Source organism: Synechococcus sp. GFB01 (assembly GCF_001039265.1).
Classification (GTDB): Bacteria; Cyanobacteriota; Cyanobacteriia; order PCC-6307; family Cyanobiaceae; genus NIES-981.
In genome coordinates this window covers 1-13972 of record NZ_LFEK01000050.1, presented here as the reverse complement: position 1 = coordinate 13972, position 13972 = coordinate 1, and the positions used below count along the sequence as shown (strand labels likewise).

General features: G+C 69.3%; 16 protein-coding genes and 2 tRNA genes. 10 read left to right on the top strand and 8 right to left on the bottom strand.

Translation table 11 applies throughout. The features are described from left to right. The first annotated feature begins 83 nt into the window (after positions 1 to 83). Positions 84 to 1472, top strand: a complete 1389-nt coding sequence (locus SYNGFB01_RS07485; protein WP_048017560.1) for an FAD-binding oxidoreductase — start codon at positions 84 to 86, stop codon at positions 1470 to 1472. Positions 1473 to 1490: 18 nt separating this feature from the next. Here the strand turns inward: SYNGFB01_RS07485 and SYNGFB01_RS07480 are convergent, their stop codons facing one another. The 5 genes from SYNGFB01_RS07480 to murA all read right to left on the bottom strand — a co-directional run bounded on the left by SYNGFB01_RS07480 (position 1491) and on the right by murA (position 5931). Continuing rightward, positions 1491 to 1979 carry a pentapeptide repeat-containing protein gene (locus tag SYNGFB01_RS07480; RefSeq protein WP_048017559.1) on the bottom strand — a complete coding sequence of 163 codons (489 nt, stop codon included), beginning with the start codon at positions 1977 to 1979 and terminating at the stop codon, positions 1491 to 1493. Between the two features lie 21 nt (positions 1980 to 2000). Then, entirely contained in the window at positions 2001 to 3281 is a 1281-nt protein-coding gene (locus SYNGFB01_RS07475) for a folylpolyglutamate synthase/dihydrofolate synthase family protein (RefSeq protein ID WP_048017558.1), read from the bottom strand. A 13-nt stretch (positions 3282 to 3294) separates the two neighbouring features. Next, on the bottom strand, positions 3295 to 4503 hold the full coding sequence (locus SYNGFB01_RS07470; protein ID WP_048017557.1) for an aspartate aminotransferase family protein: 1209 nt from the start codon (positions 4501 to 4503) through the stop codon (positions 3295 to 3297). A gap of 8 nt (positions 4504 to 4511) precedes the next feature. Then, a tRNA-Leu gene (locus SYNGFB01_RS07465) sits at positions 4512 to 4593 on the bottom strand. A 12-nt stretch (positions 4594 to 4605) separates the two neighbouring features. Then, positions 4606 to 5931, bottom strand: coding sequence for a UDP-N-acetylglucosamine 1-carboxyvinyltransferase (gene murA, locus SYNGFB01_RS07460; protein ID WP_048017556.1), 1326 nt, complete (start codon positions 5929 to 5931; stop codon positions 4606 to 4608). Between the two features lie 146 nt (positions 5932 to 6077). Between murA and SYNGFB01_RS07455 the strand changes: the two genes are divergently transcribed. The 6 genes from SYNGFB01_RS07455 (at position 6078) to SYNGFB01_RS07430 (ending at position 10914) form a co-directional block, all read left to right on the top strand. Beyond that, positions 6078 to 6161, top strand: a tRNA-Leu gene (locus SYNGFB01_RS07455). Between the two features lie 11 nt (positions 6162 to 6172). Beyond that, a complete protein-coding gene (locus SYNGFB01_RS07450; RefSeq protein WP_048017555.1) occupies positions 6173 to 6421 on the top strand; it encodes a hypothetical protein in 249 nt (82 codons plus the stop codon). A gap of 1 nt (position 6422) precedes the next feature. Beyond that, positions 6423 to 7265, top strand: a complete 843-nt coding sequence (locus SYNGFB01_RS07445; RefSeq protein WP_235299987.1) for an RNA methyltransferase — start codon at positions 6423 to 6425, stop codon at positions 7263 to 7265. Between the two features lie 36 nt (positions 7266 to 7301). Further along, entirely contained in the window at positions 7302 to 8774 is a 1473-nt protein-coding gene (gene lpdA, locus SYNGFB01_RS07440) for a dihydrolipoyl dehydrogenase (RefSeq protein ID WP_048017554.1), read from the top strand. A 5-nt stretch (positions 8775 to 8779) separates the two neighbouring features. Further along, positions 8780 to 9664, top strand: a complete 885-nt coding sequence (gene trpC, locus SYNGFB01_RS07435) for an indole-3-glycerol phosphate synthase TrpC (protein ID WP_048017553.1) — start codon at positions 8780 to 8782, stop codon at positions 9662 to 9664. A gap of 11 nt (positions 9665 to 9675) precedes the next feature. Continuing rightward, positions 9676 to 10914 (top strand): geranylgeranyl reductase family protein, encoded by a 1239-nt coding sequence (locus SYNGFB01_RS07430; RefSeq protein ID WP_048017562.1) that lies wholly within the window; start codon positions 9676 to 9678, stop codon positions 10912 to 10914. 9 nt (positions 10915 to 10923) lie between these two features. On the opposite strand, the gene SYNGFB01_RS14575 is transcribed toward SYNGFB01_RS07430, so the two are convergent. The 3 genes from SYNGFB01_RS14575 to rpsD form a co-directional block, all read right to left on the bottom strand. After that, a complete protein-coding gene (locus SYNGFB01_RS14575; protein WP_161795866.1) occupies positions 10924 to 11082 on the bottom strand; it encodes a hypothetical protein in 159 nt (52 codons plus the stop codon). A gap of 890 nt (positions 11083 to 11972) precedes the next feature. Continuing rightward, the gene (locus tag SYNGFB01_RS14240; protein WP_152669578.1) at positions 11973 to 12182 is read right to left on the bottom strand and encodes a hypothetical protein; all 210 of its coding nucleotides are present in this window, start codon (positions 12180 to 12182) and stop codon (positions 11973 to 11975) included. A 253-nt stretch (positions 12183 to 12435) separates the two neighbouring features. Continuing rightward, on the bottom strand, positions 12436 to 13044 hold the full coding sequence (gene rpsD / locus SYNGFB01_RS07420; RefSeq protein WP_048017551.1) for a 30S ribosomal protein S4: 609 nt from the start codon (positions 13042 to 13044) through the stop codon (positions 12436 to 12438). Between the two features lie 156 nt (positions 13045 to 13200). Here rpsD and yidD point away from each other — a divergent pair, with 156 nt between their 5' ends. From yidD to SYNGFB01_RS13755, 3 genes are all read left to right on the top strand, one after another. Beyond that, positions 13201 to 13443 carry a membrane protein insertion efficiency factor YidD gene (yidD, locus tag SYNGFB01_RS07415; protein ID WP_048017561.1) on the top strand — a complete coding sequence of 81 codons (243 nt, stop codon included), beginning with the start codon at positions 13201 to 13203 and terminating at the stop codon, positions 13441 to 13443. After that, entirely contained in the window at positions 13418 to 13717 is a 300-nt protein-coding gene (locus tag SYNGFB01_RS07410; RefSeq protein WP_072061586.1) for a glutaredoxin family protein, read from the top strand. The genes yidD and SYNGFB01_RS07410 overlap by 26 nt, the downstream gene beginning before the upstream one ends. A 27-nt stretch (positions 13718 to 13744) precedes the next feature. Then, positions 13745 to 13972 (top strand): Mur ligase domain-containing protein (locus SYNGFB01_RS13755; RefSeq protein ID WP_048017550.1); only part of this gene is annotated, 228 nt, incomplete at its 3' end.

Below are 13972 nucleotides of genomic sequence, written 5' to 3'. Positions count from 1 at the left end.
CCGGCGCCCGCCAGCGACGCGGCGGCGGCCCTGCTGCCCGGCTGCGCCTCGATGCCCGCAGCCCCCGGTTCCCGATCCGACTGATGTCCAGCCGTCCGCTGCCGCCACGCCCCTCCGCCGAGCGGATCGCGGCCCTGGCCGAGGAACTGAGCGGCGCCGATGCGAGCCTCGAGCTGCTGCAGGCCGACCAGCCGGCCGTGCTGGAGAGGTTTTCGCGCGATTTCTTCGACTACTCGCCCGTGCTGGTAGCGCAGCTTCAGGAGCAGCGTGCCCAGCTGGTGGCCCGGATCACCACGGTGGAGCAGGTGCAGCTGGTGGCCGGAGCCTGCTGCCGCCACGGCGTGCCCCTCACCGTGCGCGGCGCCGGCACCGGCAACTACGGCCAGTGCGTGCCCCTCCGCGGCGGTCTGGTGCTGGATCTCACCCCCATGAACCGGCTGCGCCGCCTCGATCCGCTCAGCGGGGTTCTGGAGGTGGAGGCGGGGGTGCTGATGGGCGATCTGGAGCGCCGGCTGGCCGACCAGGGCCGGGCGCTGCGGCTCGTGCCCAGCACGGTGCGCAGCGCCACGATCGGCGGCTTCATCGCCGGCGGCTCCGGCGGCATCGGCTCGCTGCGCTGGGGGTTCCTGCGCGACCCCGGCAACCTGCTCGGGCTGGAGATCGTGACCATGGAGCCCGAGCCCCGCCTGCTGCAGCTCGACGCGGCTGCCAGTGCGCCGCTCAACCATGCCTACGGCACCAACGGCATCCTCACGGCCCTGCGCCTGCCCAGCACCGAAGCGGTGGACTGGCGGCAACTGGTGGTGGGTTTCGGTGACTGGGATCAGGCCCTCGCAGCGGCCCAGACCCTGCCGCGGACGGCCTTCGAGCTCAACAGCCTCACCCTGCTGGAGGACGACGTGGCCATGCAGATGCCCTGGCCGGTGGGATGCAGTGCTCCCAATGGCGAACACCGGTTGCTGCTGCTGGCCGCTCCGGCGGCCATGGAGGCGCTGCCCCGCTGGCTGGAGGCAGGCGGCGGTCAGCTGCTCTGGCAGAGCCCCCAGAGCTGCAGCAGGGGCATCCCGCTGCGGGAGCTGGGCTGGAACCACACCACCCTGCACTGGCGCGCCGGGCGCCCTGGCTGGACCTATCTCCAGCTGCTGCTGCCCCAGCCGGAGGGGCCCTGCCTGGCGGAGCTGCGCCGGCGCTGGGGCGAGGCGATCCGCTGGCACCTGGAGGCGGTGAAGCACCAGGGCGCGGCGCGACTGGCCTGCCTGCCGCTGCTGCTCTGGCAGGGAGACGCCAGCCTGCAGGAGCTGATCGCTCACTGCCGCGAGCTCGGGGCGTTCCTGTTCAACCCCCATGTGCTCACGGTGGAGGACGGCGGCCTGGGGGTGGTGGACGCCGACCAGGTGGCCGCCAAACACGCCTATGACCCGATGGGTCTGCTCAACCCCGGCAAGCTGCGGGGCTGGCTGGAGGGCCACTGACCGCTGGGGGCGGCCGGCTCAGCAGCCCAGGCTCTGGCGGGTGTCGGCACCGGTGACCGGATGGGTCCCCTCGGCAGCGAGGCAGAGGGCCCGCTGGTCGGCGCGATCGATCAGGGCATCGGTGAAATCGGCATTCGTCACCGTGGCGCCGCTGAAGTCGCTGCCCGAGGCGATCACACCCACGAGGTTGGCGCCGCTGAAGTCAGCACCGGAAAAATCGACTTTGTCCATCAGGGCGCCGCTGAGGTCGGCAGCGGAAAAATCCGCTTCGGGGAAGGCGGCCTGGGTGAGGATCGCGCCGTGCAGGTTGGCGCCCACGAAGCTGGCGCGGCGTCCTGCCGCTCCGGCGAACGAGGTGTTCGCCAGGTCCTGGCCGCTGAAATCGGCTTCGTTCTGATTGGTGAGCGTGTAGTCGACGCCTGAGAACTCAGCCAGCGCCGGCGCCGGCACGACGAGCAGCAGGGCGGCGACCAGCGCCGCGAGCAGGCTCTGCAGCAGGCTGGCCATGGTGGGGTACCCCTCGGAACTTCACTCTGGCGCGGCGTCGCTGAGGGCGTGCGACCGGGCCAGCAGATCGCCGATCAGGTACAGCGAGCCCGCCACGATCAGCCGCTGGCCGGGGGCGGCCTGGCTCGCCAGCCGCAGGCCCTGGTCCAGATGGGCGGCTTCCTGGAGCTGTGCGGCCAGAGGGGGGATCGCCTCCACCAGCCGGCAGCGGCTCCAGCTGCTGTGGCCCGGCACCGGCACGATCCAGGCCCGGTCTGCGGGGCCCAGCAGGGTTTCCACCAGCTCCGGCCCCTGCTTGTTGCCCAGGATCCCCAGCACCCACTGCCGTGCTCCGGGGGCCAGGCCGTGGCGGCTCGGCTGGGCGTCCAGTTCCTCGCGCAGCGCCGCCGCCGCCGGCGGGTTGTGGGCGCCGTCGAGCAGCAGCGGGATCCCCTGCCACTCCAGCTGCTGCAGCCGACCTGGCCAGCGGGCGGCCGCAAAMCCCTCGCGGATCGCCGCTGTGGGGATCCGCCAGCCCCGCTCTCCCAGCACCCGCAGCATGCCCAAGGCCACGGCTCCATTGGCCGCCTGCACCCTGCCCGGCAGGCCGCAGGGGCACCAGCGATCGTCGATGCGCACGGCGCCATCGGCGGCCTGCTCCAGCGGCTCCAGCCAGCGCAGCTCGCTGCCTGTGGCCATCGCCCGCCGCTCCAGCACGGCGGCCACCGCAGGGGTCTGAGGAGCACTGAGGGCCACCGCCCCCGGCTGGAGCACGCCGGCCTTCTCGGCGGCGATGCTGGCCGGATCGGGTCCGAGAAACTCGCGGTGATCCAGCCCAACCGTGGCGAAGCCGATCACGGCGCGGTCGGGGTGGCAGGTGGTGGCGTCCAGCCGGCCCCCCAGCCCCACCTCCAGCACCACCAGCGGCAGGCCGGCTTCGGCGAAGGCCAGAAAAGCCGCGGCGGTGACCAGCTCGAACGGTGTCAGGCCATGGCGTTCGGCGGCGGGCCGGGCGCTTTCAAGCTGGCGGCGCAGGGCTGCCGGGCTGATCGGATCGGCGCCGAGGCGGATCCGCTCGGTCCAGCTCACCAGGTGAGGCGAGGTGTAGAGGCCCGCCGGGATCCCCGCCGCCAGCAGGCTGCGGTGCACCAGGGTGCAGATCGAGCCCTTGCCGTTGGTGCCGGCCACCTGCACGGCGGCGAACCGGCGCTCGGGATGGCCCAGCTCCGCCAGGGCCGCCTGCAGCCGTGACAGACCGAGATCCACACCGCGGCGGGCGAAGGGTTCGATCAGATCGGCGAAGGGATCGCTGCAGTGGGCCACGGCGAGACCGCCTTCAGGCCAGGCTGAGCAGGGCCGCCTCCAGCTTCTGCACCGCCAGGTGCAGCTGGCGCGGCTCGATCACCAGCGGCGGCACCAGCCGCACCACCGAAGGGCCGGCGGACACCACCAGCAGCCCCTCGCTCAGGGCCGCCTTCACCACCTCCGGCGCCGGCGGCGCCTCGGGCCGCAGCACCAGTCCCTGCAGCAGGCCCNAGCCGCGACTGCCCTCCAGGAGGGCCGGATGGCGGCTCACCAGTTCCGACAGCAGCCGCTGCAGCAGCTCTCCCATCGCCTTCACATGGGGGAGCAGTCGGCGCCGCTCCAGTTCGGCCAGCACGGTGAGGCCGGCGCGGCAGGCGAATGGGTTGCCGCCGAAGGTGCTGGCGTGCTCCCCGGGTCGGAAGTGATCGACAGCCCGTTTCACCGCCAGGGCGCCGATCGGAATGCCACCGCCGAGTCCTTTGGCCAGGGTGATGGCGTCGGGCTCGACACCGAGCTGTTCGTACCCCCACAGACGGCCGCTGCGGCCCACGCCGATCTGCACCTCATCGAAGATCAGCAGGATGCGGCGCTCATCGCAGAGCTCACGCAGGCGCTGGAAGAAGGCCGGATCACCCGGCACCACCCCGCCTTCGCCCTGCAGCGGCTCGATCAGCACGGCGGCCACGCGGGGGCCGGCCGCCTCGCACTCGGTCAGCAGCGCTTCGAGGGCGGCCGTGTCGTTGTAGGGGAAGTAGCGGAAGCCCTGCACCATGGGCTCGAAACCCTGGTGGTACTTGGGCTGGCCGGTGGCGGTGACCGCCGCCAGGGTGCGGCCGTGGAAACTGGCCTGGGCGGTGAGAATCAGAGGGCCGGCCGTGGTGGGATCGATCCCGCGCACCAGCTGGCCGTGCTTGCGGGCCAGCTTGATGGCGGCCTCGTTGGCCTCGGCGCCCGAATTGCAGAAGAACACACGATCCAGGCAGCTGCGTGCCGTGATTGCGGCGGCCAGCTGCTCCTGCTCCGGAATCCGGTACAGGTTCGAGACATGCTGCAGCCGGCCCAGCTGCTGGCAGAGAGCCCGCCGCAGNCGCCCGTCGCTGTGGCCGAGCGTGCAGACGGCGATGCCGGCCACGCAGTCGAGGTAGCGCCGGCCGTTGCTGTCCCAGACCCATACGCCGCGGCCCCGGACCAGCTCCACGGGCAAGCGGGCATAGGTGTCCATCACCGGGGATGTGGACATCGCTGGGATGGGAGCGGTGGGACTCGAACCCACATGCCCGAAGGCGCTCGATTTTGAGTCGAGTCCGTCTACCAATTCCGGCACGCTCCCGCAGGGCGGAGCTTAGGCCGCGAAGCTGGGGGCGGCTGCGGCGTCGCTGATGCGGGTGAGCGAGGCCCCNACAGCATTGAGCTTGGCCTCCAGGTTGGCGTAACCGCGGTCGAGGTATTCCAGGCCCCGCACCGAGGTGATCCCNTCGGCCGCCAGGCCGGCCAGCACCATGGCCGCCGAGGCCNTCAGATCGGTGCCCTGCACAGGAGCGCCGCTGAGCCGGGCCACCCNTTCCACGAAGGCGGTGTTGCCCTGCATGCGGATGGCGGCACCCATGCGCTGCAGTTCCGCCACATGCTGGAGACGGTTTTCGAAGATGTTCTCCGTGATCACGCTGGTGCCCCGGGCGGTGGCCAGCAGGCTCATGAACGGCGCCTGCAGGTCGGTGGGGAATCCGGGGAACGGCTGGGTGCGCAGGTCGACCGCCTGGATGTCGCTGGCCCTGAGGGTGAGACCGATGCCGTCGGGCGTGAGCGTGCAGCCGGCTTCCTCGAGCTTGGTGAGCACGGCACCGAGATGCTCGGGGATCACCGGCGTGACCCGCAGCTCGGAGCGGGTGATCGCCGCCGCCAGCAGGAAGGTGCCGGCCTCGATGCGGTCGGGAATCACGGCGTAGTCAGCACCATGCAGCCGCTCGACGCCCACCACCGTGATCGTCGGGGTGCCGGCGCCGCGCACCCGGGCGCCCATGGCGATCAGCAGACCTGCCAGATCGACCACCTCAGGCTCCTGCGCGGCGTTGTCGATCACCGTCTCGCCATCGGCGAGCACCGCGGCCATCATCAGGGTCTCGGTGGCGCCCACGCTGGGACAGTCGAGATGAATGCGACCGCCGCTGAGGCGGTGGCCCCGACCGGGCACGACCGCCGAGACGACCCCGTGCTCGATGGTCACCTGGGCACCCATCGCCTTGAGCCCCTTGACGTGCTCCACCACCGGCCGGGTGCCGATCTGACAGCCACCCGGCAGCGGAACCTTCGCCATGCCCATGCGGGCCAGCAGCGGGCCGATGCAGAAGAAGCTGGCTCGCAGGCTGTTGACCAGGTCGTAGGGAGCGCTGACGCTGTTGACCTGGCTGCCGTCGAGCTCAAGCGCGTCACCGTCGCGACGCACCCGCGCGCCGAGGCTCTCGAGCATCTCTGCCATCGCCGTGATGTCGGTGAGCGGCGGCACGTTGCGCAGCCGGATCGCCGAGCGACTCAGGAGACAGGCCGCCATCAGCACGAGGGCCGAGTTCTTGGCGCCGCTCACCTGGAGCTCACCGCTCAGTCGGCGCCCGCCGGCGATCTCCAGCTGCGGATAGGAGATGGCGGGACTCTGGACAGCGCTGAGGCTCATCGGTGGGCTGTCCCCTCTCGTGCCTGCGCATCTTGACAATAAAGCGTGAGACCGTCTAGACGGCCGCCCCTGGAACTGGCTCACGGGGTGCCGGGCGGGTCCGCGGCGATGCCGTAAGGTTCGGTGGTCGCCATGGCGACGGCCACGCGGATGTGGCGGAATTGGTAGACGCGCTAGTTTCAGGTACTAGTGGCAGCAATGTCGTGGGAGTTCAAGTCTCCCCATCCGCATTACCGAATCCATGATTCTTCTCAAGATCACCAATGCTCCCGAGGTGATGGCCTCGAGACTTGGCAAGTTTCTTGAGAGTCTCACGCCTCATGGCCTCGATGAGACCGCCGTGGAGGACATCGTGCTCTCCAGGCTGGTCGAGAACCTCCAGGCCGAGGGCATCAGCGGCGATCTGCTGGCGGTGAGGGGGCTCGACACCGACGCCGGCGAGCTGCGGATCCGCGAGACGATGCGGGTGCGGCGACGTCTGCAGTTCTGAGGTGCGCGGGCACCCGGAGCTGATCAGCAGCCGTCGCAATCCCCTGGTCAGGCAGCTGCGGGAGCTGCATGGGGGCCGGGGCCGCCGTGAGCAGGCCCTGCTGCTGCTTGAGGGCACCCATCTGCTTCAGGAGGTGCGGCGGCTCGGGCAGGTGCCGCATCAGCTGATCGCCACCGAGGCCTGGCAGCTGGCTCACCCCGATCTGCTCGCCCCCGCGCCGCACTGGCCGCCGTGGCAGCCGGTGACCGCCGAGGTGCTGGCGGCCATCGCCACCACGGAGCACCCGGACGGGGTGGTGCTCACCCTGGCGCCTCCGTCCGCCGAAGGGCTCGAGCACACCCTCCTGGCCGTCGGCGCCGGGGAGGCCCTGCTGATGGTGCTCGATGGTCTTCAGGATCCCGGCAATCTCGGTACGCTGCTGCGCACCGCACTGGCCGCCGGTGCGACGGCCGCCTGGCTGGCCGAGGGGGCGGATCCGTTTCAGCCCAAGGTGCTGCGGGCCTCCGCCGGCGCCGTCCTGGAGCTGCCGATCTGGCGGGGGTCGCGGCCGGAGCTGCTGGCGCGGCTGGAGCGGGCTGCCGCTGCCGGCCTGCAGCTGGTGGCCACCCTTCCCCCCAGCTCCGGGGCCAGGCCCTACTGGGAGCTTGACTGGTGCCGGCCTACTGCCGTGCTGCTGGGCAACGAGGGCGCCGGTTTGGCCCCCGAGCTGCAGGCCCATGCCCACGCGCGTGTCACCATCCCCCACAGGGAGGCGGTGGAGTCGCTCAACGTGGCGGTGGCGGCGGCGCCGCTGCTGCTCGAGCGCCAGCGTCAGCGGGCTCAGTCGAAGGCGGCCGGCCGCTGAGGGAGGAGAATGCCGCTCAGCTGAACTCTGCTCCCGGTGAGCGTTGCCCCCTCCTCCGCATCCGGTCCCTCCTCAGGCTTCGATTTCGATGTGATCGTGATCGGGGCCGGCTACGGCGGCTTCGATGCGGCCAAGCACGCTGCCGAGCATGGGTTGCGCGTCGCCATCGTCGAAAGCCGCGACATGGGCGGCACCTGCGTGAACCGGGGTTGCGTGCCCTCCAAGGCCCTGCTGGCCGCCAGCGGCCGGGTGCGGGAACTGGCCGATGCCGAGCACCTGGCCGGTTTCGGCATTCATGCCGCGCCGGTGCGCTTCGAGCGTCAGAAGATCGCCGATCACGCCAATCAGCTGGTGGCCACGATCCGGGCCAACCTCACCAAGACCCTCGAGCGGGTGGGCGCCACGATCCTGCGCGGCCAGGGCCGGCTGGCCGGCCACCAGCAGGTGGTGGTGCGCGAGAGCGGCGGCGGCGTGGAGCGCATCCTCAGTGCCCGCGACGTGATCATCGCCACCGGCTCCGAGCCGTTCGTGCCGCGGGGCATCGAGACCGACGGTCGCACCGTGTTCACCAGCGACGAGGCGGTGAGTCTGGAGTGGCTGCCGCGTTGGCTGGCGATCATCGGCAGCGGCTACATCGGCCTGGAATTCGCCGATGTCTACACGGCCCTGGGCTGTGAGGTCACGATGATCGAGGCTCTGGATCGGGTGATGCCCACCTTCGATCCCGACATCGCCAAGATCGCTGCCCGCAGGCTGATCGACGCTCGCGACATCGATGCCCGCGCCGGCCTGCTGGCCCGCAAGGTGACCCCGGGCTGCCCGGTGACGATCGAGCTGGCCGACATGGCCACCAAGGAGCTGGTGGAAACCCTTGAGGTGGACGCGGTGCTGGTGGCCACCGGTCGGGTGCCCAGCAGCGCCGGGCTCAACCTGGCGGCGGTGGGCGTGGAGACCGAGCGCGGCTTCATCCCGGTGGACGACCAGATGCGCGTGCTGGTGGCTGGAGAGCCTGTGCCGCACCTGTGGGCGGTGGGCGATGTGACCGGCAAGATGATGCTGGCCCACACCGCTGCCGCCCAGGGCACCGTGGCGGTCGACAACATCCTCGGCCACGCCCGCGCCATCGATTACCGCTCGATCCCGGCGGCCACCTTCACCCATCCGGAGATCAGCTCGGTGGGCCTCAGCGAAGCGGATGCCAAGGCGCTGGCGGCCCGTGAGGGCTTCGAACTGGGATCGGTGCGCAGCTATTTCAAGGCCAACTCCAAGGCCCTGGCCGAGCTTGAGAGCGACGGCCTGATGAAGCTGCTGTTCAACAAGACCACCGGTGAGGTGCTCGGCGCCCATCTCTACGGTCTGCATGCGGCCGATCTGATCCAGGAGATCGCCAACGCCGTGGCCCGCCGCCAGAGCGTTCAGCAGCTGGCTGCAGAGGTGCATACCCACCCCACCCTGAGCGAGGTGGTGGAGGCGGCCTACAAGCAGGCCACCATGGCGGTGGCAGGCTGAGCGCNATGGAGATCCGTCGCCGTCCACCCAACCCCAAGGTGAAGGTGGCCCATCTGGAGTACGCCATCCCGCACGAGGAGAGCGAACCGCGCCACATCCTCGAGCGGATCGTATGGGAGAAGGATCGTGAGGTGGCTTCGGCCCGCGAGCGGGTGAGCCTCGAGCAGCTCAAGAAGCAGGTGGCCGAGCTGCCGGCCACGCTCGACTTCCTGGCTGCCCTGCGGGCGAGCTGCCGCAAGCCTGCGGTGATCGCCGAGGTCAAGAAGGCAAGCCCCAGCAAGGGGGTGATCCGCGACGATTTCGACCCCGAAGCCATCGCCCGTGGCTACCAGGCCGGTGGCGCCAGCTGCTTGTCGGTGCTCACCGACAGGCAGTTCTTCCAGGGGGGCTTCGAGGTGCTGGTGCAGGTGCGCCAGGTGGTGGATCTGCCCTTGCTCTGTAAGGACTTCATCCTCAGCCCCTATCAGCTCTACCAGGCCCGTGCCGCTGGCGCCGATGCGGCCCTGCTGATCGCGGCGATCCTCTCCGACCAGGACATGGCCTACCTGATCAAGGTGGCCAGGAGCCTGGGGCTGGCGGTGCTGGTGGAGGTGCACGACGGCGATCAGCTGGAGCGGGTGCTGGCGCTCGACGGGGTGCAGCTGATCGGCATCAACAACCGCGACCTGGCCACCTTCCACACGGATCTGGCCACAACCGAGCAGCTCACGGCGCGGTTCGGCGAGCAGATACGGGCCAAGGGTTGCCTGCTGGTGAGCGAATCGGGCCTGTTCACGCGCGACGATCTTGACCGCGTGCAAAACGCCGGCGCCGATGCCGTGCTGGTGGGCGAATCGCTGATGCGCCAGAGCGATGTGACAGCCGCTCTGGAGAGCCTGATCGGCGGCTGATGGGAGCCCCCATGGCCGAGCCCGGCGGGCGCTACGACCTGGTGGTTGTGGGGGCCGGTCCGGCCGGGCGGATGGCCGCCGCCACCGCGGCCCGTGCCGGTCTGCGGGTGGCGCTGCTGGAGAAGCTGCCGCTGCCGCGTCACAAGCCCTGCGGTGGGGGCATGCCGGTGCCGGTGCGCCAGGAACTGCTGCCGTTGGCCCCCGAGGCCGTGGTGGACACGCGCGTGCGCTGGATGCGGCACTCCTGGTGTTTCCGTGAGGCGCTGGAGGCGCCGGTGGATCCGCCCGGAACTCCGGAGCCGGAGTCGCGCGGGCTATGGATGGTGCAGCGGCCCCGCTTCGATGCGGCGCTGGTGCAGCAGGCGGTGGCGGCCGGCGCTGAGCTCTGGCAGGGCCATGCCTTTGAGAGCCTCGAGCACGGCGGCGCGGGGCTGCTGCTGCGGGTGCGGCGCCGCCCCGGCGCCGGCAGGAGCGCGGGATGGCTGCAGATCAGCACCCGCCAGCTGATCGGTGCCGATGGGGCCGCTGGTGCGGTGGCCCGCAGTGTGGGCCTGCGGCTGAGGCCCCGCATCGCCCTGGCCCTGGAGCTGGAGGTGCCCCATCGCTGGGATCCGGCCGATCGACTGCTGCGGCCCGATCTGCTGCATCTCGACTACGGCGTGCTGCGCTGCGGCTACGCCTGGGTGTTCCCCAAGGCCGACCATCTCAATATCGGAGCCGGCCTGTTCCATGCCCGCCATCACGATGTGCGCCGCGATCCCGGCGCCCGCCATCGGATCCGGGCGGCCATCGACGGGTATGCGGCGGCCCTGGGCGTGGATCAGCAGAGGCTGGCCGGCCTGCGCGCCCACGCCCATCCCCTGCCCTTCTGGGACGGTCCGGAACCGTTGCAGAGCCCCGATGGGAGGGTGCTGCTGGTGGGGGATGCCGCCGGCCTGATCAATCCCCTGTTCGGCGATGGCCTCTTCCATGCGATCCGCAGCGGCCGCCTGGCGGGCGAGGCCGTTGCCAGCGGTGAGCCCTGCTCCTACACAGGCCGGGTGCATGACCTGATGGCGGATGAGTTCGAGGCGGCCCGCCGATGGGCACGGCTCTTCTACGGTCTGCCCGGCCTGGTGTACCGCTATGGCATCCGCCGGCCCGGCGCCACCGCCACCGCCGTGCGCCTGCTGGGCGGCGAAGTGCCGTTTCGGGGCCTGGGGCGCCGGGCCCTGCGGCGCCTGGCCACCGGCTGGATGCGGGCCGCCTGAGCCCCGGGTTCATACCGGCATCGATTCGCCGGCGACGGTTGCGGAAATCAGGGCAAGCTGCGGGGTTGAGAGAATCGTGCCGCCGGGGATGGAGAGGGTGAATCCCAGAGGTAAGGCTGCGTTGTTGGGGTTGATGCCGCTGAACAATGGATTCACGAAGGTGGGCAAAGCTAAGCCAGCCCGTACATCGATCGGATCCCCATCAGTGTTCTGGGCATTCAGGTTGCGTAAGGCGGCAGATCTCGTGCCGTCTCTTCTCTCCTCGGTATTTTCGCTCAGTAGGAGAACTCTGTCACCTTCAGGCTTGCTCCGGTGTTGCCGTTGATCTCCAGGTTGGAATAGTCAAGCCACCCGCTGCCGTTTTCGGCCTCATCGATGTCAAGACCCTCATCATAACTGTTGTTGATCGTGGTCTGGGAAAGGCTGGCCACGATGTTGCCAGCGTTGTCGAGAGTGAATTGAAAGACGTTCAGGTAGAAGCTGCCGCGGGCCTGTTCATCAATCTCATGACCATCAGCGCCGTTGTTGGTGTCAAGCTGGAGACGACATTCAACGTGGTGTCGCCAAGGCCGCCTTCGTCGACGCGAACGCNATCGGAATCCGATGGGCTTACACCTGCTAGCTCCGTTACTGCTGTCGCCGATCACGCCGTTGCTGTCGATGAAGCAGTCGTTGAGATTCAGATCAACGCTGGCCGCAGATCCGCCGCTCTGATCATCCACGTGCCTGCCGTGGTAGCAGGTGCGGGTGATGCTCGCATCGGCCAGCCTGAACGTGACCGTGCCGGTTGCATCTGTTGGTATGTCGACGCCGATGCCTCGGCTGCCGCCATCGAGTTTGAGGTCCTCGGCTGTTCCAGGCTGCGCCATACTTGCCACAGTGCGATACGGATTGGGGCATGTTGCCCCTGCAATCCCTGGCGGGATACCGATCCCCTTAAATCTGCAATCATGCCTTGGGGGTCGATTCAGTTGTTGAGACCTGGGCTGTAGCACAGCCCCTTGATGCTTCCAGACAGCCGGGTGCCGAATCTCATCGCACCCGACTGCGGCAGGGCCTCAGCTGGCCGGCCTGTGCGCTGAACCTCCGGCTTCGTAGATCAGGATGCTGTCAATGCGCATGAAGTCTTCCTTCGCCAGTTGCTGGTGGGCCAGACGTTGGGCATCGAGAGCCGTCTTGGCGACAAAGCTCATGGCGTGACGCTTTCCCTGTCTGTCTCTGTAGAGGATGAGATACGTGTTGTGATGGTGCCTTGGAATGCCGGGCATGCTTATCACTTCGCGGAACGATACTCATCTTTTATCGGCGCTCTGGGGTTGCGGTCAAGCCTCGATCGCTCGTTTGTATTGAGCCCAACCATGTGATGTGTCGGGGTGATCATTGCTCTGCTTGCGTCGCACACCCCCTGGCGCTCTGAGCTTGGTCGCTCCAGAAAGCTGGGACCGGCCGGTCAGTCGCAACAAACCCCCGCGATGCGGTTCGCGGCATCGCGGGGCATGGTTGGCGGTGAATGCAGGCCGATCAGACCTTGCGGCTGTAGAACTCCACCACCAGCAGTTCGTTGATCTCCAGAGCGACCCACTCGCGCTCGCACTTGCCGATCACCTTGGCGGTGAACTTGGCCTTGTCGAGCTCGAGGTGGGGTGGGATGTTGGCCAGACCGGGGAATTCCAGATTGCCTTCGGCCAGCTTCCTGGAGGGCTTGCGCTCGCGGATGGTGATCACATCACCGGCCTTGCACTGGTAGCTCGGGATGTCGACGACACGGCCGTTCACGGTCACGTGGCCGTGGTTCACCAGCTGGCGGGCGCCGGGCACGGTGGGCCCGAAGCCGAGGCGGAAGCAGATGTTGTCGAGGCGGTTCTCGAGCAGCTTCAGCAGGTTGGTCCCCGTGGAACCCTCCTGGGCGCGCGCCTTCTTCACGTAGCGCACGAGCTGCCGCTCGGAGATGCCGTAGTTGAAGCGAAGCTTCTGCTTCTCTTCGAGGCGGATGGCGTATTCGGAGCGCTTGCGACGGGCTTGGCCGTGCTGACCGGGGGGATAAGACCGCTTGGCGGCCTTACGGGTGAGACCGGGGAGGTCTCCCAAGCGCCGCGTGATCCTCAGGCGAGGGCCGCGGTAGCGGGACATGAACGAACTTTCAGAGGACAGAGACGGCCAGCGATGCCGGCCAGGGCGTCTGCGTGATCGAGCATGCTGGGATGAGCCCGCAGCCCGTGTGTGCAGCGCCAACGGTCGATCCTATCGGTTGGCCCCCGTAGCCTCGGTCTCGATCCCAGGGCCGGGCTGCCCGTCGCCACTGGCGGCAGGGGCCTGCTGGCGCAGCTGCTGCTGATCCTGATCACCCTCTACCGCCGCTGGATCTCGCCGCTGCTGGGGCCGCGCTGCCGTTTCATCCCCAGCTGCAGTGCCTATGGGCTGGAGGCGATCGAGCGTCATGGGGCATGGCGCGGCGGCTGGCTCACCCTGAGGCGGTTGCTGCGCTGCCACCCCTTCACGCCGTGTGGCTGCGACCCGGTGCCCGATTGATGCCCGTTCTCGTGCTCTACACCCGGCAGGCTGCTGCCTGTGCGAGGGACTGGAGGAGAAGCTCCGTTCCCTGGAGCCGCCGCCCACCCTCGAGCTGATCGATGTGGACACCGATCCCGAGCTCCAGGCCCGCTTCGGTCTGGAGGTGCCGCTGCTGGCGCTGCGGCGACCGGATGGCCGCGAGGTGCTGCTGCCGCGCGTGCCGCCGCGGCTGGCGGGGCAGGGGCTGCGGGTTTGGTTGCAGAAGAACGGTTTTTCTGGCGGGAGCGCTTAGAACTGGCGCCAGCTCCGCCTCCCGGCCATGACCTACCGGCTCCATCCGCTGCTTCGGCAGGTGGGCCTGCCGTCGCCGGAGGCTCTGGCCGATGTCTCGGTGTCCAGCATCAGCTGCGACTCGCGGCGGGTCGGTCCGGGCACCCTCTTCATCGGCCTGCCCGGCACCCAGGTGGATGGCGGTCGCTTCTGGCGGCAGGCCCTCGCTGCCGGTGCCGCGGCGGCGCTGATCAGTGCCGAAGCCGCCGCTGCCGAT